This is a genomic window from Bradyrhizobium sp. 197, from assembly GCF_023073375.1.
In the GTDB taxonomy this organism is placed as follows: Bacteria; Pseudomonadota; Alphaproteobacteria; order Rhizobiales; family Xanthobacteraceae; genus Bradyrhizobium.
In genome coordinates this window covers 1-19,037 of the sequence record NZ_JADPJJ010000097.1, presented here as the reverse complement: position 1 = coordinate 19,037, position 19,037 = coordinate 1, and the positions used below count along the sequence as shown (strand labels likewise).

Annotated in this window: 17 protein-coding genes and 1 pseudogene; 13 read left to right on the top strand and 5 right to left on the bottom strand. The window is 63.3% G+C overall.

The annotated features are described in order from the left end of the window. From IVB27_RS23090 to IVB27_RS23070, 5 genes are all read left to right on the top strand, one after another. On the top strand, positions 1–193 hold a 193-nt coding region (locus IVB27_RS23090; RefSeq protein WP_247445513.1), incomplete at its 5' end, for a chemotaxis protein CheW. A gap of 28 nt (positions 194–221) precedes the next feature. After that, entirely contained in the window at positions 222–608 is a 387-nt protein-coding gene (locus IVB27_RS23085) for a response regulator (RefSeq protein ID WP_247445512.1), read from the top strand. Positions 609–667: 59 nt separating this feature from the next. Next, positions 668–1,549: a CheR family methyltransferase gene (locus tag IVB27_RS23080; protein WP_247445511.1), complete on the top strand. Its 882-nt coding sequence runs from the start codon at positions 668–670 to the stop codon at positions 1,547–1,549. Positions 1,550–1,551: 2 nt separating this feature from the next. Continuing rightward, positions 1,552–1,866: a PilZ domain-containing protein gene (locus tag IVB27_RS23075; protein ID WP_247345200.1), complete on the top strand. Its 315-nt coding sequence runs from the start codon at positions 1,552–1,554 to the stop codon at positions 1,864–1,866. A 141-nt stretch (positions 1,867–2,007) separates the two neighbouring features. Beyond that, the gene (locus IVB27_RS23070; RefSeq protein WP_247445510.1) at positions 2,008–2,511 is read left to right on the top strand and encodes a response regulator; all 504 of its coding nucleotides are present in this window, start codon (positions 2,008–2,010) and stop codon (positions 2,509–2,511) included. A gap of 48 nt (positions 2,512–2,559) precedes the next feature. Here the strand turns inward: IVB27_RS23070 and IVB27_RS23065 are convergent, their stop codons facing one another. Beyond that, on the bottom strand, positions 2,560–2,850 hold the full coding sequence (locus IVB27_RS23065; protein ID WP_247445509.1) for a hypothetical protein: 291 nt from the start codon (positions 2,848–2,850) through the stop codon (positions 2,560–2,562). Positions 2,851–3,000: 150 nt separating this feature from the next. Between IVB27_RS23065 and IVB27_RS23060 the strand changes: the two genes are divergently transcribed. Beyond that, complete coding sequence (locus tag IVB27_RS23060) at positions 3,001–3,636, top strand: response regulator transcription factor (protein ID WP_007604420.1); 636 nt, start codon at positions 3,001–3,003, stop codon at positions 3,634–3,636. Positions 3,637–3,786: 150 nt separating this feature from the next. Here IVB27_RS23060 and IVB27_RS23055 read toward each other — a convergent pair whose 3' ends face one another. The 3 genes from IVB27_RS23055 to IVB27_RS23045 form a co-directional block, all read right to left on the bottom strand. Continuing rightward, positions 3,787–7,287: a PAS domain S-box protein gene (locus IVB27_RS23055; protein WP_247445508.1), complete on the bottom strand. Its 3,501-nt coding sequence runs from the start codon at positions 7,285–7,287 to the stop codon at positions 3,787–3,789. Between the two features lie 67 nt (positions 7,288–7,354). Further along, a complete protein-coding gene (locus IVB27_RS23050) occupies positions 7,355–7,783 on the bottom strand; it encodes a response regulator (protein WP_247445507.1) in 429 nt (142 codons plus the stop codon). A 185-nt stretch (positions 7,784–7,968) separates the two neighbouring features. Then, positions 7,969–8,685 carry a GntR family transcriptional regulator gene (locus tag IVB27_RS23045; protein ID WP_247445506.1) on the bottom strand — a complete coding sequence of 239 codons (717 nt, stop codon included), beginning with the start codon at positions 8,683–8,685 and terminating at the stop codon, positions 7,969–7,971. A 90-nt stretch (positions 8,686–8,775) separates the two neighbouring features. On the opposite strand from IVB27_RS23045, the gene IVB27_RS23040 reads away from it, so the two are divergent. From IVB27_RS23040 to IVB27_RS23020, 5 genes and pseudogenes are all read left to right on the top strand, one after another. After that, positions 8,776–9,795: an ABC transporter substrate-binding protein gene (locus IVB27_RS23040; protein ID WP_247445505.1), complete on the top strand. Its 1,020-nt coding sequence runs from the start codon at positions 8,776–8,778 to the stop codon at positions 9,793–9,795. Next, a pseudogene (locus IVB27_RS23035) lies at positions 9,795–10,557 on the top strand (ABC transporter ATP-binding protein). Before IVB27_RS23040 ends, IVB27_RS23035 begins: the two are co-directional and overlap by 1 nt. 11 nt (positions 10,558–10,568) lie before the next feature. Continuing rightward, the gene (locus IVB27_RS23030) at positions 10,569–11,432 is read left to right on the top strand and encodes an ABC transporter permease (RefSeq protein ID WP_247445504.1); all 864 of its coding nucleotides are present in this window, start codon (positions 10,569–10,571) and stop codon (positions 11,430–11,432) included. Next, the gene (gene araD / locus IVB27_RS23025; RefSeq protein ID WP_247445503.1) at positions 11,429–13,168 is read left to right on the top strand and encodes an L-arabinonate dehydratase; all 1,740 of its coding nucleotides are present in this window, start codon (positions 11,429–11,431) and stop codon (positions 13,166–13,168) included. The genes IVB27_RS23030 and araD overlap by 4 nt, the downstream gene beginning before the upstream one ends. A gap of 10 nt (positions 13,169–13,178) precedes the next feature. Then, entirely contained in the window at positions 13,179–13,898 is a 720-nt protein-coding gene (locus IVB27_RS23020) for a ribonuclease activity regulator RraA (RefSeq protein ID WP_247445502.1), read from the top strand. Positions 13,899–14,081: 183 nt separating this feature from the next. Here IVB27_RS23020 and IVB27_RS23015 read toward each other — a convergent pair whose 3' ends face one another. Next, positions 14,082–16,187: a S9 family peptidase gene (locus tag IVB27_RS23015; RefSeq protein ID WP_247445501.1), complete on the bottom strand. Its 2,106-nt coding sequence runs from the start codon at positions 16,185–16,187 to the stop codon at positions 14,082–14,084. Between the two features lie 208 nt (positions 16,188–16,395). Here IVB27_RS23015 and IVB27_RS23010 point away from each other — a divergent pair, with 208 nt between their 5' ends. Together IVB27_RS23010 and IVB27_RS23005 are read left to right on the top strand one after the other, a co-directional pair. Beyond that, complete coding sequence (locus IVB27_RS23010; RefSeq protein WP_247445500.1) at positions 16,396–17,832, top strand: MBOAT family O-acyltransferase; 1,437 nt, start codon at positions 16,396–16,398, stop codon at positions 17,830–17,832. Next, a complete protein-coding gene (locus IVB27_RS23005; RefSeq protein WP_247445499.1) occupies positions 17,832–18,938 on the top strand; it encodes a hypothetical protein in 1,107 nt (368 codons plus the stop codon). The genes IVB27_RS23010 and IVB27_RS23005 overlap by 1 nt, the downstream gene beginning before the upstream one ends. The last annotated feature ends 99 nt before the right edge of the window (positions 18,939–19,037 follow it).

The following is a 19,037-nucleotide window of genomic DNA, read 5'->3' as shown; positions in this document are numbered from 1 at the left end:
CGGCCTGCTGATCGACCAGATCGGCGAGGTGCTGCGGCTTGCCGAAGACAACATGGAAGAAAACCCCGTCAACCTCGATCCCCGCATGGCCAAGCTCGCCGGCGGCGTCCACCGCCTCGACGGACAGCTCATGGTCGTCCTCGACGTCGATCGCGTCCTCGAATTGAAGACCGAAGTGCAAATGGCTGCGTGAGCCCCAAAACATCGAAGCGGAGAACCAAATGAAAACGTGTTTGGTGGTCGATGATTCCAGCGTCGTGCGCAAGATCGCGCGCCGGATCCTGGAAGGCCTGGAATTCGAAGTCACCGAGGCCGAGGACGGCTCGAAAGCGCTCGAGATCTGCCAGCGGAAGCTGCCCGACGCAGTGCTGCTCGACTGGAACATGCCGGTGATGGACGGCTTCGAGTTCATGGGCCACATGCGCCGCCTGCCCGGCGGCGAGGAGCCCAAGGTGGTGTTCTGCACCACCGAAAACAACGTGGCTCATATCGCTCAGGCGCTCAGCGGCGGCGCCAACGAGTACATCATGAAGCCTTTCGACAAAGACATCATCGCCGACAAGTTTGCTGAAGTCGGCTTGATCCCGATCGGACAAGTCATGGTCTGAGTTATCTGGCGGAGTGTTCCAGCCAGAGTGTTCCCAGTACAGATTCCGAGAGGCTATCCGTGACCGCGACCGAATATGAGTATCTGCGTAAGTTCCTGAGGGATCATTCCGGGCTCGACCTGTCCGCAGACAAGCAATATCTGATTGAAAGCCGGCTGCTGCCGCTGGCGCGCAAGGCCGGGATCTCCGGCATCGGCGAGCTCGTGCAAAAACTGCAAGGCGCAGGCGCGAGCGCGCTCGTCACCAGCGTGGTCGAGGCGATGACGACCAACGAGACCTTCTTCTTCCGCGACAAGGTCCCGTTCGATCATTTCCGCGACACCATCATGCCCGAAGTGATCAAGGCCCGCGCCGGCCGCCGCAGCGTGCGGATCTGGTGCGCTGCCGGCTCGACCGGACAGGAGCCATATTCGCTGGCGATGAGCTTGAAAGAGATGGGTGCGGCCCTGACCGGCTGGCGCGTCGAGATCATCGCGACCGACCTGTCGCAGGAAGTGCTCGAGAAGGCCAAGGCCGGCATCTACAGCCAGTTCGAAGTGCAGCGCGGTCTGCCGATCCAGATGCTGATGAAATATTTCAGGCAGACCGGCGAGACCTGGCAGATCAATCCCGAGCTGCGGGCGATGATCCAGCACCGGCAGCTCAATCTGCTGCACGATTTCGCCCAGCTCGGCACCTTCGACGTCATCTTCTGCCGCAACGTGCTGATCTATTTCGACCAGGACACCAAGATCAACATCTTCAACCGTCTGGCGCGCCAGATCGAGGGAGACGGATTCCTGGTGCTGGGCGCGGCCGAAACCGTGGTCGGACTGACCGACACGTTCAAGCCGATTCCGGAGCGGCGCGGTCTCTACAAGCCGAACGACCCGCGTGCCGCAGCTGCCAAGCCGGCTTTCGCCGGCGCCGCGCCGCGCGTGGCTGTGATGGCGGGACGATAAGCATGTCTGAGGATGGAAAGGGTCTGGAGCGGGTGACGTTCAGTCGCGGCTACGATGTCTGCATCATGGCCATCGACGGCACCTGGCGCCGCGACTGCAAGCTCAACGCGATCTCCGACACAGACGCCATCCTCACGGTGGAAGGCTCGATTCAGGGCCTGAACTTGAAAGAGTTCTTCCTGCTGTTGTCGTCGACGGGCCTTGCTTACCGCCGCTGCGAACTGGTGCGCGTCAACGGCCTCGAAATGGACATCCAGTTCCTGCGTGGCAAGAATCGGAAGAAGCGCGCGGCCGGTGGCCGTGACGAGGCGGCGTGATCTTCACGTGCGTCTCGTCGCTGTTTGCCGAGACGTTGGTTCATATTTGCTGAAACATCCGACCGAATTTGCCGCAGCGGCTTTACGTCGCCTAAGCGCGAGCCATGTATCCATGGCCGGTCTCAATCTCAGGATACGGTAATGCCCAGAAGCTCTCTCTCCCCCCTCCCGTCAAACCTGCCCGACGGCACCGAGCGGCGCGCACTTCAGCTCCTGGTGGTCGATGACGACGCCACGCAGCGCAGCCTGATCACGGTCGCCGCCAGACAGGCCGGCCACGAAGTCACCGTGGCGCCGTCCGTGGCGGAAGCGATCGAAAAGCTCCGCGCAGCGCGCTTCGACTGCGTGACGCTCGATCTCGTGCTGGAGGATGGCGACGGCATCGACGTGCTGGGCGAGATGGCAAAGGCAAAATTTGGCGGCGCCGTGATCGTCATCAGCGGCATGGACGGCAAGCGCCGCAGCGGCGCTCGCAGCTTCGCCCGTTCCGTCGGAATCGTGCTCCAGAGCCTGCCCAAGCCGCTGGATCTGGCGGCGTTGCGCATCAGCCTCGCCAATCTCGGCAAGACCGCGATGGGCCTGCCGGCGATCCACACCTGGGGTGGTGTCGCCAGCGACGCGATCGTGGAACGGCACCGCGCCTGAGCCGCGGGCCTGCCATGCAACGAAATGCGGCCGCCGCGCCGCAGCGATCTACACTGTGCTGCTGGCTTCCGACAGGCATTCCACGGCGTGGCCAAGGCCCGCCCGGCAGGCGTCGAGGGCAGCGCTTGCCATGGCATACCGGGGCGTGACGTCGTCGAGCAGGAAGACGTCGGCGGAACCTTCCGGATTACTGCCGTGTTCTTGATCCATGGCTGTGGCGATCCGGCGCATGCTGGTCTCGATCTGCGAGATCAGCAAGCGAAGGTCAGCCGCAATCAGCAGACGGCTCTCGGCTTCGGGCATTGCGACCAGAGGCGGCGTAGCGGCCAAATTTAGCATGGATATTCTCCGTGCTCTGTAATTAGGCGACTTGCCGCTACTTGTGCGTTAAGTCCATGTCCCGTACAAATACGGGTGGGCCGAATCCGCGCCGAACGCCATAACGGTTGGCGCGGACGCGAATCCTTCATGCCAATCGGATGTGGGCACATGGCTGAACAAAGCTCTCGCGGTGAAATCTTCGTGGTCGACGACGACGCTGCCGTTCGTGACACCTTGTCGATGGTGTTGAAGGCCGCGGGCTATGAGGTGATCTGTTTTGCGGACGGCGCAGCATTGCTCTCCGTCGCGCGAAGCCGCACACCGGCGGCGGTCCTGCTGGACGTGCATATTCCCGGCAAGTCGGGCCTCGACATTCTCAACGAGCTGCACGGCGAAGACTATCCGGCACCGATCTTCATGATCTCCGGACAGGGCGACATCGCGATGGCGGTGGGGGCCATCAAGAGCGGCGCGCTCGACTTCATCGAGAAGCCGTTCCGCGGCAGCGAGATCGTCGGCCGGCTCGACGAGGCGATCGGCGCCTATGCACGCAGGCAGTCGGAGAACGCCGCGCCGAAGTTCGGCTCGCTCCATTTCCCAGGACGCGAGCCGTTGACGCGGCGCGAGCGCGAGGTGCTCGAACAGTTCGCCGCCGGCGCCTCCAACAAGGAAGCCGGCCGCACGCTCGGCATCAGCCCGCGCACCATCGAGGACCACCGCGCCAACATCATGAAGAAGCTCGGTGCGCGCAACGCCGCCGATCTGATCCGGATCGTGATGACCGCGGCCCAGCGGGCGTCGTAAGACTGGCTCCGCTTTCGTGCCCCGGACGCAGCGCATCATGCAATGATGCGCTGCTGAGCCGGGGCCCACCTCTCCAACTCCACGGCTGACAGTTCCGGGTCCCGGCTCTGTGTTGCACGTTGCGCCTTGTCCGGGACACGAGATCGCGCCCTACGCTTGCAGCGCCTTGCGAATGATCCGCGCCAGATCCGATTTGCGATAGGGCTTCGCCAGCAGCAGAACGCCCGAATCCAGTCGACCGTGGTGGATGATCGCATTTTCGGTATAGCCGGACGTGTAGACCACCCGGAGATCGGGACGCGTCCTCTGGAGTTCGTCGGCGAGCTGCCGTCCGTTCATCTTGCCGGGCATGATGACGTCGGTGAACAGCAGGTCGAACGGTTTTCCGGCGGCGACGATTGCAAGCGCCTCCGTGGCGTTCGCCGCCTGCAAGGTGACGTAACCCAGCGAATGAAGCTGCGCCAGCACGTAGTCGCGCACCAGCCGGTCGTCCTCGACCACCAGGATCGTCTCGTGTCCGCCTTCGATCGTCGCCGGCGTCACGCCCTCGCCGACCGCCGTCGGCGTCTTGCCGGGCGGCAGATACATCTTGATCGTGGTGCCGTGGCCTTCCTCGCTGTAGATCTTGATATGGCCCGCGGACTGCTTGATGAAGCCGTAGACCATCGAAAGCCCGAGGCCGGTGCCCTTGCCCGGTCCCTTCGAAGTGAAGAAAGGTTCGAATACCCTGGCCAGCATGTTGGCGGGAATTCCGGTGCCGGTGTCGCTCACCGCGATCAGCACGTAGTGGCCTGGCCTGATATCGTTGACGCTGGCATAGATTTCGTCGAGATAGGCGGCGCCCGTCTCCACGATCAGCTTGCCGCCGAAGGGCATGGCGTCGCGGGAGTTGAGCGCGAGGTTGAGGATTGCGGTGGTCAGCTGGTTGGGATCGACGATCGCGACGCAGCTCTCCGCCTCGAACACGGACTCGATCTGGATCTGCTCGCCCAGCGTCGGCCGCAACAGCTTCGCAGTGTCGATCATCAGCGAGTTGACGTCGATCTCGCGCGGCTGGAGCGGCTGCTTGCGTGCAAACGCCAGCAGATGCTGCGTCAGCTCGGCGCCGCGCCAGGCGGCCTCGTCGATCATCTTCGTGATCGTTGCAAGCTCCGGCTCCTTGGCCACCGCTTCGGCCAGGATCCCGATCGTGCCGGTGATGACGGTGAGGATGTTGTTGAAGTCGTGCGCCACGCCGCCGGTGAGCTGGCCGACCGCCTCCATCTTCTCGGCCTGGCGGATGCGGTCCTCGGCCGCGATCTTGTCGGTAAGGTCGCGGTAGAACACGTTGAACAGTAGGCCCTCGCGGCGCTTCAATGCCGTGACGCTCAGCTCGGCCTTGAATTCTTTGCCGTCGCGACGGCGGACCATGAGCTCGCGGCGGCGGTTGAGCGTCCGGCCGTCCTGGGACACGAGAAAGCGTGCAAGGCCGACCTTGACCCTCTCGCGTTCACTCTCTGCGACGATGAGGTCGACCGCATTCTTGCCCAGCACGTCGTCGCGCCGCCAGCCGAACAGCTCTTCGGCCCGCGAGCTCCAGTTCAGGATGGTGCTGCGGTCATCGGTCTGGACGAAGGCATCAAGTGCGGTCTCGACGATGTTGCGCGCGAGCAGCTCGCTTTCGCGCAAGGATTCTTCGGCATGCCTTGCCTCGGTCATGTCACGTCCGACGAAGAAATAGCGCTTGGCCTGATCGGACCAGTTGCCGAGCCAGGACAACCAGACCTCGCGCCCGTCCTTGTGGATGCAGCGGGTGTCGGCGAGCTTCGGACTGTCGCCGCGCCGCAGTGCGCGCATTTCCTCGCGAGATTGATCGAGATGCGCTGGGTGAATGAAGTCGACGCCGCTGCGGCCGATCATCTCGTCCGGCGGGTAGCCGAGAACGGCTTGGCTGCTCGGGCTGATCTGCACGATATGGCCGCGCGAATCCATGATCATGATCAGGTCTTGCGACGCATCGAACAGCTGTCGCCGCTCCTCAAGCGTTTGTTGCAGCGCTCGCTCGGTCTGGCGTGCGTCAGTGAGGCGGCGCGCCGAGCCGGAGGCGCCGATGATCTCGCCCAAAGCGCCCCTGATCGGCGACAGGCTCACCGAGATATCGACCGGAGTGCCGTCCTTGTGCAGGCGCACCGTTTCGAAATGTTCGATGCGTTCGCCGCGCGAAATCCGCCGCAGATAATCCTTGCCCTCTTCGCGGCGATCGGCCGGCAGGAGGATCGAAGTCGGCTGTCCGACCGCTTCCTCGGCCGTATGGCCGTAGAGGCGCTCGGCCGCCGCGTTCCACCCGATGATGGTGCCGTCGAGCGTCTGCATGACGATCGAATCGTCCGAGGATTCGACCGCCGCGCTGAACAGGCGTTCGCGAACGGCGAGCTGGTCGCGCGCGGCCTCCGTGCGCCGGTGCTCCAGAACCTCGTGCTCCAATGCCGATGTCTTCGCGTTCGTTTCTTCGACCATGCGGGCGAAGGCACGCGCCAGCAGGCCGGTTTCGCCTGATGCGTCGATTGGAATATCGGCGGGCTTGCCGCGCCCGATCGCATCGACCGCGGTGGTGAGCCGGCCGATCGGCCGGGTCAGCGACTGCGCCAGCAGCACGGCCAGCACGGCGGCGACCATCACTGCGATGAGGCCGATCGTGATCGTCGTCTTCTCGATGATGACGGCCGGCGCCATGAAGACGGCGTAGGGCACGATGCGGATGATGCCGGCCCACTGACCCTCGGCCAGGATCGCGGGCGCGATCGCGGTGCCGCTCGGCTTGCCGTCATTTTCCCGCACGACCTGGGTCGCACCCAGGGTCGATCCGGTGACTGAAGAGAAATAGGGGAAGTCGTTCTGCCAGCGCGTCGGCGTCCCCAGTTGCGAGCCGAATTCGCGGGTGCGATCCGGATGCACGAGATAATCGCCGTTGCGGCCGACCACGTAAACCTGCTCCCCGCGCCGGCTCGTTATCCTGATACGGTCGAACACCTGGCGCATGTCGACATTGACGACGACGATGCCGAACAGCCGGTGACCGGACCCGAACAGCGGTGCCGCGACGCGTAGCGTCGGCACGTAGGGCATCTGAATCACGCCATCGTCGACATTCAGATCGACCGGAGAGACGTAGACCTGATCCTCCGACAGCTTGATCGCTTCCTGGAAGAAGAAGCGCTCGTTCTTGTTTTGCAGGCCATGGTCGGGGACGATGCGCACCGATCCTGTCGGGCCGGATCGGTCGATCCGCAGATATTCGCTGCCGTCGATGTTGATGACGCGAAATTTCGCGTAGGTCGGGTTGGCTCCGACAACGGCCACGAGTTGGGGCAGCAACCGCTCGCGCCAGTTCTTTTCTGACAGGTGGTCAGTTGGATCGATACCGTTGTTGAAATGCGCGTCGATCATGCCGCGTACCGCGGCACGGGAGCGGAACGTGACAATATCGGCGCGTGCGCCGTCGGTCTGGACTTCGAGCTGGGAAGCCAGCAGCCGGGATTGTGTCTCGATACGGTCGAGCACGCGCGGCAGGAAGGCCTGCTCCAGGCTGTAATGGCTCAGCCATCCGGCAGCGGAGACCGCAACTGCGACCAGCAGAATCATTGCGATGGCCAGGCGGGTTGCGAGGGTCATGCCGGCCCTCCCGCCACGTCGCGTACGGCCCCGAATGTTCTGCTAGGTCGCAACATGAACCGCTCCGTCATCGGCCGCCGGAGCCGGCATCGGGTTGCGGCACGGTCGTCGATTGCGCTGTTTTCAGGCAGCGGTCGACTGCGGCGAGCAGCGCGTCGGGGCGGAACGGCTTCTGCAGGCTCGCGACCGCGCCGAGCTTGGTCGCCATCTTGAGAAAATCCGGCTCTGCGAAAGCGCCCGGCGTGATCGAACGGCCGGAAATGACGATGATCGGAATGGTCGATGCCCGCGCCCGGATGTGGCGCATCGTCTCCAGCCCGTCCATGCCGGGCATGAAGATGTCGAGGAACAGCAAGTCGAACTGGCTGGCCGCGAACAGCGCGAGCCCCTTGCGGCCATCGCCAGCGAGCGTGACGTGATGGCCCGCTCTCTCCAGCAGCAGCCGGATTGTGATTTGCACGGCCGGATCGTCATCCACGATCAGGATGTTGGCCACGTCAAAAACCTCCGGGTCGGGCAGGGATGTTCCCGGCGACCCAAATCAAAGCTTCAAATACGAAACTGTTGCGCGGATTGTGCCCATCCTGCAAGCACTTCGCGCCCGTCCGACGATTGTAAACGGCGTCTGGATTCGACGGCTGTATATATGCACGATTACGTGCACATGATCAGCACACACGGCTAGTCGGTCAGGTACTCCGGATGGTGGCTCCGGATCTTGTCGAGCTCACTGAGCGTACCTGACAGATGCTTGCGCAAATGCTGTTGCGCGGCATCGGCATCGCCAGCCTCGATCGCGCGCGTGATCAGTCTGTGGTGGCGGACGATGTTCTGGGCTTTGCCGGGCGAAGGCAAATGCAGCCGGCGCAGCCGGTCGATATGTCCGCTGCGACTGCGCACCAGCGCCCACAAATCCTGCTTGCCGGCCGCGGCATAAAGCTGCGCGTGAAAAGAGTTGTCGTCGGCCATGAAGGCCTCGAAGTCACCAGACTTGGCAGATTGCTGTTGCAGCGCAATGGCGTGATCGAGGCGGATCACCAATGCGGCGTCGCGGTTGGCTGCGAGCAGGCGCACGATCTCCAGCTCCAGCGCCTGACGCAGGAAATGCGCCTGCTCGGCGCGGTTGATATCGATCCGGCTGACCACGGTCGCGTGCTGCGGAAACACGTCGACCAGGCCTTCCTCCTCGAGCCGCATCAAGGCATCGCGGACAGGCGTCGAGCTGACGCCGAACTGGCCGGCAAGCTCGGCGCGTGACAGCGGCGCGCCCGGCGGTAGCTCCAGGTCGATGATCGCATTGCGCAGCCGCTCGAACACCTGCGGCGCGGCCTGTCGGGCACGATCGAGCCTTGATGCCGTTTTTGCGGGTGCGCGCGACGCGGTATGGGCTGCTTCCATGTGGGTCCCGCTTGCCTTTGATGAACTGATATATTAGTGCATCACCAGGGTCAACGCAGCGCGACGCTTACCCCGAGGAAACACACAACAATGATCAAGCATCTCCGCAGCCAATTGGCGGCCGCCACCCTAATCGCCGCAACCGCTCTCTCGGTATCCACGGCGCAGGCGCAGCAGAAGTCCGAGATCTCGCTGTCGCGCCAGCCCGGCATTTTCTACATGCCGAGCCACATCATGGAAAAGCAGAAGCTGATCGAGAAGCACGCAGCTCAGATCGACGTAGCAGGCGTCATCACCAAATGGGTCACCTTCTCCGGCGGCGGTGCGCAGACCGACGCGCTGCTCGCGGGCGGCGTCGATATTCTCAACACCGGTACAGGCAATCTTTTGTTGCTGTGGGATCGCACGCGCGGTGGCGTCAAGGGCATCGTCGCGACCTCGGCGCAGCCGATGACGCTGATCAGCCGCGACGCCAACATCAAGTCGATTAGGGATTTCGGCCCCGGCGACAAGATCGCCGTGCCGACCGTGAAAGTCTCGACCCAGGCGATCGTATTGCAGATCGCCGCCGCCGAGGCTTTCGGCGCCGACCAATGGTCGAAGCTGGACGTCAACACGGTGCAGCTCGGCCACCCGGACGCCTATGCGGCGCTGTCCAATTCCAAGCACGAGGTACACACCCACTTCTCGATCCCGCCCTTCACCTTCCTTGAGCTGAAGAACGTGCCGGGCGCGCATGTCGTGCTGAGCTCGCCTGACGTGATGGGCGGCCCGCTGAGCCAGGCGCAGTTCTTCACCACGACGAAGTTCGCCGATGCCAATCCGAAAATCATCCAGGCCGTGCGCGATGCCACCAAGGAAGCGCAGGATCTGATCCGCAGCGACACCAGGCAGGCGGTCGAGATCTACAAGGAGATCACCGGCGACAAGACCTCGGTGGAAGAGCTGCTCGATCTTCTGAAGGAGCCCGGGATGATGGAGTGGAATCTCGAGCCGCAGGGCACGATGAAATTCGCCGCCCATCTGTTCAAGACCGGCACCCTGAAGACCCAGCCCAAGGCCTGGACCGACTACTATCTCCCCGTTGCGCACGATCTGAAGGGTAACTGATGGCGCTGCTCGACGTCAGCTCCGTGACGCTGCGCTACAAGACCTCCAGCGCCGTCGTCACGGCCACCGAAAGGGTGAGTTTCACCGTCGACAAATCCGATCGCTTCGTGCTGCTTGGGCCGTCCGGCTGCGGCAAGTCGACCCTGCTCAAGGCCGTCGGTGGCTACATGGCGCCGAGCGAAGGCCGCATGACCATCAACGACCGCGAAATCCGCGGCCCTGGCGCCGATCGCATGATGATCTTCCAGGAGTTCGACCAGCTCCTGCCCTGGAAGAGCGTGCTCGCCAACGTGATGTTCCCGCTGCTGACCGCGCGAAAGCTATCGCGCAAGGACGCCGAAGCGCGGGCGCGGGCCTATATCGAGAAGGTCGGGCTGACACGCGTGTTTGATGCCTATCCGCACACGCTGTCCGGCGGCATGAAGCAGCGCGTCGCGATCGCGCGCGGCATGGCGATGGAGCCGGACATCCTGCTGATGGACGAGCCGTTCGCCGCGCTCGATGCGCTGACACGGCGAACTTGCCAGGACGAGTTGCTCCAGCTCTGGAGCGAGACCAAATTCACCGTGTTGTTCGTGACGCATTCGATCGCGGAAGCGATCCGCATCGGCAACCGCATCCTGTTGCTGTCGCCGCATCCCGGCCGCGTCAAGGCCGAGGTGGTCGACGTCGACAAGGTCTCCAATGACGATGGGCAGCGCCGGCCGGCTGGAAAAGGAGATCCACGATCTCCTGTTCGCCTCCGAAGCAACGGCGCATTGAGGGAAGCCGCCATGGGCGAAGCGAGAATATTGCTGCGTGACGCGCCGGCTGCCACCGCCGGCGGCGCAACCGAGGTCGCGCGCAAGCTGAGCGTGCTTGAGCTGTTGTGGAACGACGGCTTTGTCCGCAAGTCCGTCATCATCCTGTTCCTGGCGGCGATCTGGGAAGCCTACGGCGTCACCCTCGACAATCCGCTGCTGTTTCCGACACTGCACGACACCGTCATCACGATGTTCGAGCGCGTGAAGGACGGCACGATTCCGATGCGCGCCTGGACGTCGCTGAAGGTCTTGTTCATGGGCTATTCGGCCGGCATCGTGCTGGCCGCGATCTTCACCGTGCTCGCGATCTCGACGCGGATCGGCACCGATTTCCTCGAGACTGTTACGGCGATGTTCAATCCGCTGCCGGCGATCGCGCTGTTGCCGCTCGCTTTGATCTGGTTCGGTCTCGGCAACGGCAGTCTGGTGTTTGTGCTGATCCATTCGGTGTTGTGGCCGGTCGCGCTCAACACCCATTCCGGCTTCAAGAGCGTGTCCAACACGCTGCGCATGGTCGGACGCAACTACGGCCTGCGCGGGCTGCCTTATGTGGCGAAAATCCTGATTCCCGCGGCATTCGGCTCGATCCTCACCGGCCTGAAGATCGGCTGGGCCTTCGCCTGGCGCACGCTCATCGCGGCCGAGCTGGTGTTCGGCGTGTCCTCGGGGCAGGGCGGGCTCGGCTGGTTCATCTTCGAGAACCGCAACCTCCTCGACATACCTGCGGTCTTCGCAGGCCTCTTGACGGTGATTATCATCGGGCTTTTTGTCGAGAACCTGATCTTCCGCGCCATTGAGCGGAACACCGTCCAGAAATGGGGCACCCAATCATGACCAAGAAGAAAATGACGCCCGACCAACTCCGCAGCGCGCGCTGGTTCGCACCCGACGATCTCCGCTCGTTCGGCCATCGCTCCCGCGCCATGCAGATGGGCTACGCGCCGGAGGAGTGGAAGGACCGCCCGATCATCGCGATCCTCAACACCTGGTCGGACGCACAGCCCTGCCACATGCACTTCAAGTCGCGCGTCGACGACGTCAAGCGCGGCATCCTGATGGCCGGCGGCCTGCCGGTCGAACTGCCGGCACTGTCGCTGTCGGAATCGCTGTTGAAGCCGACCACCATGCTCTATCGCAATCTGCTGGCGATGGACGCGGAGGAGTTGCTGCGCAGCCATCCCGTCGACGGCGTGGTGCTGATGGGTGGTTGCGACAAGACCACGCCTGCGCTGTTGCTCGGCGCGACCTCGATGAACATCCCGGCGATCTATCTGCCGGCCGGTCCGATGCTGCGCGGCAACTGGAAAGGCAAGACGCTTGGCTCCGGCTCGGACGGCTGGAAATATTGGGACGAGCGGCGCGCCGGAAAAATCTCCGACAAGGACTGGCTCGACATCGAGGCCGGCATCGCGCGCAGCTACGGCACCTGCATGACCATGGGCACGGCCTCGACCATGACCGCGATCGCCGAGGCGATCGGCATGACGCTGCCGGGCGCCTCCTCGATTCCGGCCGCCGATGCCAACCACATCCGCATGGCCTCTGAATGCGGCCGCCGCATCGTCGAGATGGTCTGGGAAGACCTGACGCCGAAGACGATCCAGACCCGCAAGGCTTTCGAGAACGCGATCGCAGTGGCGATGGCGATGGGCTGCTCGACCAATGCGATCATCCATCTGATCGCGCAGGCTCGCCGCGCCGGTCTCGATATCGGCCTCGACGATTTCGAGATCGCAAGCCGCAAGGTGCCCGTCATCGCCAACGTGCGGCCGAGCGGCGATGCCTATCTGATGGAGGACTTCTTCTATGCCGGCGGCCTGCCGGCGCTGATGGGCCAGATCAAGCAGCATCTACATCTCGATTGCATCACCGTCACCGGACAGACCGTCGGCGAGAACATCGCGGGCGCCGAAGTGCACAACGACGACGTGATCCGCTCGGTCGACAATCCCATCTATAAGGAGGGCGCGCTCGCCGTGCTCAAGGGCAATCTGGCGCCCGACGGTTGCGTCATCAAGCCCTCCGCCTGCGCGCCGCGCTTCCTCAAGCACACCGGACCTGCGCTGGTGTTCGACGACTATCCCGCGATGAAGAAGGCGGTCGACGATCCCAATCTCGACGTCACCGAGGACCACATCCTGATCCTGCGCAATGCCGGGCCGCAAGGTGGGCCGGGCATGCCGGAATGGGGCATGCTGCCGATTCCGACAAAGCTCGTGAAGCAGGGCGTGCGCGACATGGTGCGGATCTCCGATGCGCGCATGAGCGGCACCAGCTATGGCGCCTGCATTTTGCATGTGGCTCCCGAATCCTATGTCGGCGGGCCGCTGGCGCTGGTGCGGAACGGCGACCGCATCACGCTCGATGTCGCCGCCCGCACCATCAATCTCGACGTCTCCGAAGCCGAGCTTGAAAAGCGCCGTGCCGCCTGGAAGCAGCCCGAGCGCCGCTTCGAGCGAGGCTATGGCTGGATGTTCACGAAACACATCAAGCAGGCCAATGACGGCTGCGACTTCGACTTCCTCGAAACTGACTTCGGCGCGCCGATCGGCGAGCCCTCGATTTACTAGAGAGTATGAGATGACCAAACTTGCCGAAGCCACCCGCACCAAGCTGAAATCCGTTTCAACCGCCACCGTCGCAACCGCGTTGTTCAAGCGCGGCCTGCGCATCCAGATGATCCAGGATGTGCACCCGCTCGGTGCGGATCAGCCGACCATGGTCGGTGAGGCCTTTACGCTGCGCTACATGCCGGCGCGCGAAGATCTCAACACCATCGACGTCTTCAGGGATCGCTCCCATCCGCAACGCAAGGCGGTCGAGGATTGTCCGGCGGGCAGCGTGCTGGTGATGGACAGCCGCAAGGACGCGCGCGCCGCTTCCGCCGGTGCGATCCTGGTGACGCGCTTGATGAAGCGCGGTGTCGCCGGCGTCGTTACGGACGGCGGTTTTCGCGACTCGGCCGAGATCGCAAAAATCGGTATCCCCGCGTATCACCATCGCCCGAGCGCGCCGACCAATCTGACCCTGCATCACGCGATCGAGATCAATGTGCCGATCGGCTGCGGTGATGCGCCGGTGTTTCCCGGCGACGTCATTCTCGGCGACAGCGACGGCGTGATCGTGATCCCCGCGCATCTCGCCGACGAGATCGCCAACGAAACCTTCGAGATGACCGCGTTCGAGGACTTCGTCACCGAGGAAGTCAACAAGGGCCGCGGCATTTTCGGACTCTATCCGGCCACCGATCCGCAGACGCTCACCGATTTTGCAGAATGGCGGAAGAAGAACGGGCGGTAGTTGGGCAGTAGATAGCACCACAATCACTCGTGTCGTCCCGGCGAAGGCCGGGACCCATACCCCAGGGAGAAGTTTGGCGAAGACTCGCAGTTAAGTGGCCTTCCCGCGGTACACGCACCGCACGCCATCGATAGATCACGCGGTATGGGTCCTGCCTTTCGCCAGGAGGACGGCGGAGGTGGCTTACACCTCCGCCTCCGCCATCCCCGCGGCCCACAGCGCGAACGCATAGACGATCGCGACTTCGTCGAGCCGGTTAAAGCGTCCTGAGGCGCCGCCGTGGCCGGCGCCCATGTTGGTGCGGAGTAACACCGGGCCGCCACCGCTCATCGTGGCGCGCAGGCGTGCGATCCATTTGGCGGGCTCCCAATAGGTCACGCGCGGATCAGTCAAGCCGCCCATCGCCAGGATCGCCGGATAGTCTTTCGCCGCGACATTGTCGTAAGGCGAGTAGGACAGGATGGTGCGAAAATCCTTCTCGCTCTCGATCGGGTTACCCCATTCCGGCCATTCCGGCGGCGTCAGCGGCAGCGTGTCGTCGAGCATGGTATTGAGCACGTCGACGAACGGCACTTCGGCCACGATGCCGGCGAACAATTCGCCGGCGCGGTTGGCCACCGCGCCCATCAGCATGCCGCCGGCCGAGCCGCCATGACCGACGATGCGCTTTGCGCAGGTGTACTTCGCGTCGATCAGCGCGCGGGCGCTGGCTGAGAAGTCGTCGAACGAATTGGACTTCTTCTCGCGCTTGCCGTCGAGATACCAGCCCCAGCCCTTGTCGGCGCCGCCGCGGATATGTGCGATGGCGTAGACGAAGCCGCGGTCGACCAGCGACAGGCGGTTGGCGTTGAACGACGCCGGCATCGCCATGCCGTAGGAGCCGTAACCGTAAAGCAGCAGCGGCGCCGAACCGTCGAGCTTCACCCCACGGCGATAGAGGATCGACACCGGAACCTCGGCGCCGTCATGCGCCTTCGCCATGATGCGCGTCGTGACGTAGTCGCTCGCATCGTGGCCCGACGGGATCTCCTGGCGCTTGCGCAGGGTGCGCGTGCGCTTGGTCATGTCATAGTCATAGACTTCCGACGGCGTCGTCATCGACGAATAGGCGAAGCGCAGCGTGGTCGTCTCGAACTCGTAGGAGCCCATCGTGTCGAGCGAATAGGCCGCCTCGTCGAAGGCGATGGCATGCTCCTCGTTCGATGCGAGATCGCGGATCACGATGGATGGCAGCGCGTTGGCGCGCTCCAGCCGCACCAGATGGCCGGCATAGAGATCGAGATCGATGATGTAGATGCCCGGACGATACGGGATCAAATCGCGCCAGTTCTTGCGCTCGGGTGAAGCGAGCGGTGCGGTGACGATCTTGAAGTCGATGGCGTCGTCGGCATTGGTGAGGATGAAGAGCTCGTCGCCGCGATCGCCGAGCGAATATTGCACGCCCTCCTCGCGCGCCGCGACCAGGCGCGGCGGTGCCTTGGGGTTGGCGAGATCGATCAGCCGTTGCTCCGAGGTCTCGTGATCGCCGCCGGCGATCACGCAGAAGCGGCCGCTGGTACTTTCGTGCAGATGGGTGAACCAGCCGGAATCCTGCTCCTCGTAGACGAGGGTGTCGTCGGCCTGCCTGGTGCCGAGCTTGTGCCGCCACACCTGCATCGGGCGGTGATTGTCGTCGAGCTTCACATAGAAGAACGACGTCGCGTCCTTGCTCCAGACCACGCCGCCGTCGGTCTCCTCGACGACGTCGTCAAGATCGTTTCCGGTTGCCCAGTCGCGCACGCGGATGGAGAAATATTCCGAGCCTTTGGTGTCGGCGCTCCAGGCTTGCAGCTTGTGGTCGTTCGAGTGCCGGCTGCCGCCGAATTTGAAATATGCGTGGTCCTTGGCGAGCGCATCGCCGTCGAGCACGATATGGCCCTCGCCGCCGTCGCGCGGCATGCGGCCGAACAGCTCGTGCTGGCCGCCTTCGCGGAACTTGCGGAAATAGGCGAACTCACCGTCCGGCGACGGCACGCTGGAATCGTCCTCCTTGATCCGCCCCCGCATCTCGCGCACCAGCGACTTCTGGAGGGCGGCGGTATGGCCGAGCAGGCTCTCGGTGTAGCCATTCTCTTCGTCGAGATATTTACGGATGTCGGGATCGAGCACCGCGGGATCGCGCAGCACCTCCTGCCATTTTTCGTCCTTCAGCCAGGCATAGTCGTCGGTCACGGTGATCCCGTGCTGCGTGAAGGAATGCGGCCGGCGCGGGGCAATGGGGGGCTGGGAAGGTGTTTTGGCCTGTGTCACTCGATCCTCGTTCAGATGCGTGCTCCACCTTATATCGTCCCGATTCCACGAATTGCCAGCGTCACTGCGCCAAGGACTGCACCGAGGACCGCACCATGTCGCCGGGTTGTTGACCGGCCGCTTGTATGCTTTAGGGGCCAAGTCCTTTAGTAGGGGCCAAGTCCTTTAGTAGGACCAAGTCCTTTAGTCCCGCCTCCGGTCCAGGCCGATGCTGTTCAATTCCTATCCGTTCATCCTGCTGTTCCTGCCGGCCGCGCTGGCCGGGTATTTCTGGCTCGGGCGGCGCAGCAATCTGGCCCCGGTGATCTGGCTGGCGGCGGCCTCGCTCGCTTTCTATGCCATCGGCAACTGGCAGTTCGTTGCCCTGTTGTTGATATCGATCGCCTTCAACTACGGCGTCGGCCATCTCCTCATCGTGGCGAAGCTTACTCCGTCGCAACGAAAGGCGGCACTCGCGCTTGGCGTCGCCGGCGATCTCCTGGTGCTGGGCATTTTCAAATATGCCGGCTTCGCCGCCGAGAACATCAACGCGCTAACCGGGACGCATTTCGCGGTCCACATCCTGCTGCCGGTCGGTATCTCCTTCTACACGTTCACCCAGATCGCGTTCCTGGTTGACGCCTATCGCGGGCAGGTCGCGGCTTACGCGCTGGCGCACTACGCGCTGTTCGTGACATACTTTCCGCATCTGATCGCGGGACCGATCCTCCACCACAAGGACATGATCCCGCAATTCGAGCGGGAGGAAACCAAGCATCCGCATGCGCATCTCATTTTGTGCGGAATCATCATCTTTGCGATCGGCCTGTTCAAGAAGACATGCCTTGCCGACGGCATCCAGCCGCTGGTCGCGCTCGCCTTCGATGCGCGCGCGCCGAGTTTTGATCAGGCCTGGCTTGGCTCGCTCGCCTACACCTTCCAGCTCTATTTCGACTTCTCCGGCTATTCCGACATGGCGATCGGGATATCGCTGATGTTCGGCATCTTCCTGCCCGTCAATTTCAACTCGCCCTACAAGGCCACCAGCATCGTCGAGTTCTGGCGCCGCTGGCACATGACCTTGTCGCAATTCCTGCGCGACTATCTCTACATCCCGCTCGGCGGCAACCGCCACGGCCGCGTGCTGCGCTATGTCAATTTGATGATCACGATGCTGGTCGGAGGGCTCTGGCATGGTGCTGCCTGGACGTTCGTGGTCTGGGGCGCGCTGCATGGCGCTTATCTCTGCGTCAATCACGCCTTCAGCGCGCTGGTGCCGAACATCCCGGGGGCTCTTGCGCGTCCGGTCCGGATCGCCGGGGCCGTACTCACTTTCCTTGCCGTCGTCGTCGCCTGGGTGTTTTTCCGTGCCGAGCGGGTCGACTGGGCGCTGCGGGTTCTCGGCGCCATGGCCGATCCGGCGAACGTCATCCTCGGCCGCGAGGAGATCGCGGCGCTGGTGCAGGTCACGATCTATGCCGCGCTGGTGTGGCTGGCGCCGAACACGCAAGGACTCATGGGATACGACCACGCCAACCGCAGGGTCGGAGAGGGCTTGATGGCGGGACGGTTGCGGCCTCTGGTCCTCTATGGCGCGTCGCTGGTGCTTGCGTTCGGGATTTTGGGCATCCAGAGCCACAGCGAATTCATCTATTTCCGGTTCTGATGCGGGGCACGTTCACATATCCAGGACGTCTTCTGCTCGCGAGCATCGCGTGCGTGCTCGGGGCGGCTGCGCTCATTTACGGCGTCGATCCCCTGCAACTGTTTCGGTCCTCGCGTCTCGTCGCGCCCTTTTATTCGGACGACACGCGCGTGCAGAATGCCGGGCTGATCCGCAGCCAGTCGTTCGACACCGCCTTCATGGGCACCTCGCTCGCGATCCATTTTCGTCAGAGCGACATCGACCATGCGCTCGGCGTGCACTCGCTCAAGCTGGCGATGACCGGCTCCAATTCGCGCCAGCAGGGTTTTGTGCTGGAGCAGGCGATCGACCGCGGCGCAAAGCGCGTGATCTGGCAGATGGACGATTTTATCTTTGTCGATGCGGCTGACATCGAGACGGATCCCTATTTCTCCGCCGATCTCTATCGCGGGACGGCAAAGGGGATCGCGTCCTATCTGTTCAGCGCGGCGATGGCGAAGGAATCCCTGTTCGCGCTGCTGCGGTCGGTTTCGCCGTTGCGGCAGCCGCTGACCCGGGCCGCGCCGTTTCTCCCTGTCAAGTTCGCGCTGCCTGACGTTGACGACATCTACGCGCTGCCGCCGGATTTCGACGTCGCGCGGGGCTACAACGCAGAGAAGACGCTTGCCGCCTTCGCCTACATCACAAGTCCGGTGCGCAGCCGCTTTCTCGGCGAAGGCTATGGCTACGACGCCATGGTGCGGCACTTCGAGCGCGATGCCGTCGGCCTGATCACGCGCCATCCAGACGTGACCTTCGACATCTACTTCCCGCCCTATTCGATCCTGCAATTCGTCGCGATGCGCGATGCCTCGCCTGCGACGCTGAAGATCGTCACCGATCTCACGGCGCGCGTGGCGGAGCGCCTCACGCAGCTTCCCAACGTTCGCCTTTACGATTTCCGCGCGATCAAGGAAGTCACGCACGACCTCAACAATTACGGCGACGTCATCCACCATTCGCCGGTCGTTGATGCGAAGGTGTTGAAATGGCTGGCGCGTGGGGAATATCGGGTCGATCCGAAGGCATCACTTGCATCGCTGGACGAGTTGAAGGCGCAGGTCGCCGCATATCGCGTGGAGCGCTGATTGTCCAGCGGATGGATGGGTAACAGAACAGCCCGGATGGATGGGTGACACTGGTTCATGATTTGGTCGGCTGCGGCGCTGCGCTAGCGCAGCGCCGCA

What these genes read in the sequence shown, in the direction of transcription:
- IVB27_RS23065 (WP_247445509.1), bottom strand. Translation starts at nt 2,850, where the DNA reads ATGCTAAATTTGGCCGCTACGCCGCCTCTGGTCGCAATGCCCGAAGCC.
- IVB27_RS23045 (WP_247445506.1), bottom strand. Translation starts at nt 8,685, where the DNA reads ATGGAAGCAGCCCATACCGCGTCGCGCGCACCCGCAAAAACGGCATCA.
- IVB27_RS23055 (WP_247445508.1), bottom strand. Translation starts at nt 7,287, where the DNA reads ATGACCCTCGCAACCCGCCTGGCCATCGCAATGATTCTGCTGGTCGCA.
- IVB27_RS23085 (WP_247445512.1), top strand. Translation starts at nt 222, where the DNA reads ATGAAAACGTGTTTGGTGGTCGATGATTCCAGCGTCGTGCGCAAGATC.
- IVB27_RS23030 (WP_247445504.1), top strand. Translation starts at nt 10,569, where the DNA reads ATGGGCGAAGCGAGAATATTGCTGCGTGACGCGCCGGCTGCCACCGCC.
- IVB27_RS23040 (WP_247445505.1), top strand. Translation starts at nt 8,776, where the DNA reads ATGATCAAGCATCTCCGCAGCCAATTGGCGGCCGCCACCCTAATCGCC.
- IVB27_RS23070 (WP_247445510.1), top strand. Translation starts at nt 2,008, where the DNA reads ATGCCCAGAAGCTCTCTCTCCCCCCTCCCGTCAAACCTGCCCGACGGC.
- IVB27_RS23060 (WP_007604420.1), top strand. Translation starts at nt 3,001, where the DNA reads ATGGCTGAACAAAGCTCTCGCGGTGAAATCTTCGTGGTCGACGACGAC.
- IVB27_RS23010 (WP_247445500.1), top strand. Translation starts at nt 16,396, where the DNA reads ATGCTGTTCAATTCCTATCCGTTCATCCTGCTGTTCCTGCCGGCCGCG.
- IVB27_RS23005 (WP_247445499.1), top strand. Translation starts at nt 17,832, where the DNA reads ATGCGGGGCACGTTCACATATCCAGGACGTCTTCTGCTCGCGAGCATC.
- IVB27_RS23020 (WP_247445502.1), top strand. Translation starts at nt 13,179, where the DNA reads ATGACCAAACTTGCCGAAGCCACCCGCACCAAGCTGAAATCCGTTTCA.
- IVB27_RS23075 (WP_247345200.1), top strand. Translation starts at nt 1,552, where the DNA reads ATGTCTGAGGATGGAAAGGGTCTGGAGCGGGTGACGTTCAGTCGCGGC.
- araD (WP_247445503.1), top strand. Translation starts at nt 11,429, where the DNA reads ATGACCAAGAAGAAAATGACGCCCGACCAACTCCGCAGCGCGCGCTGG.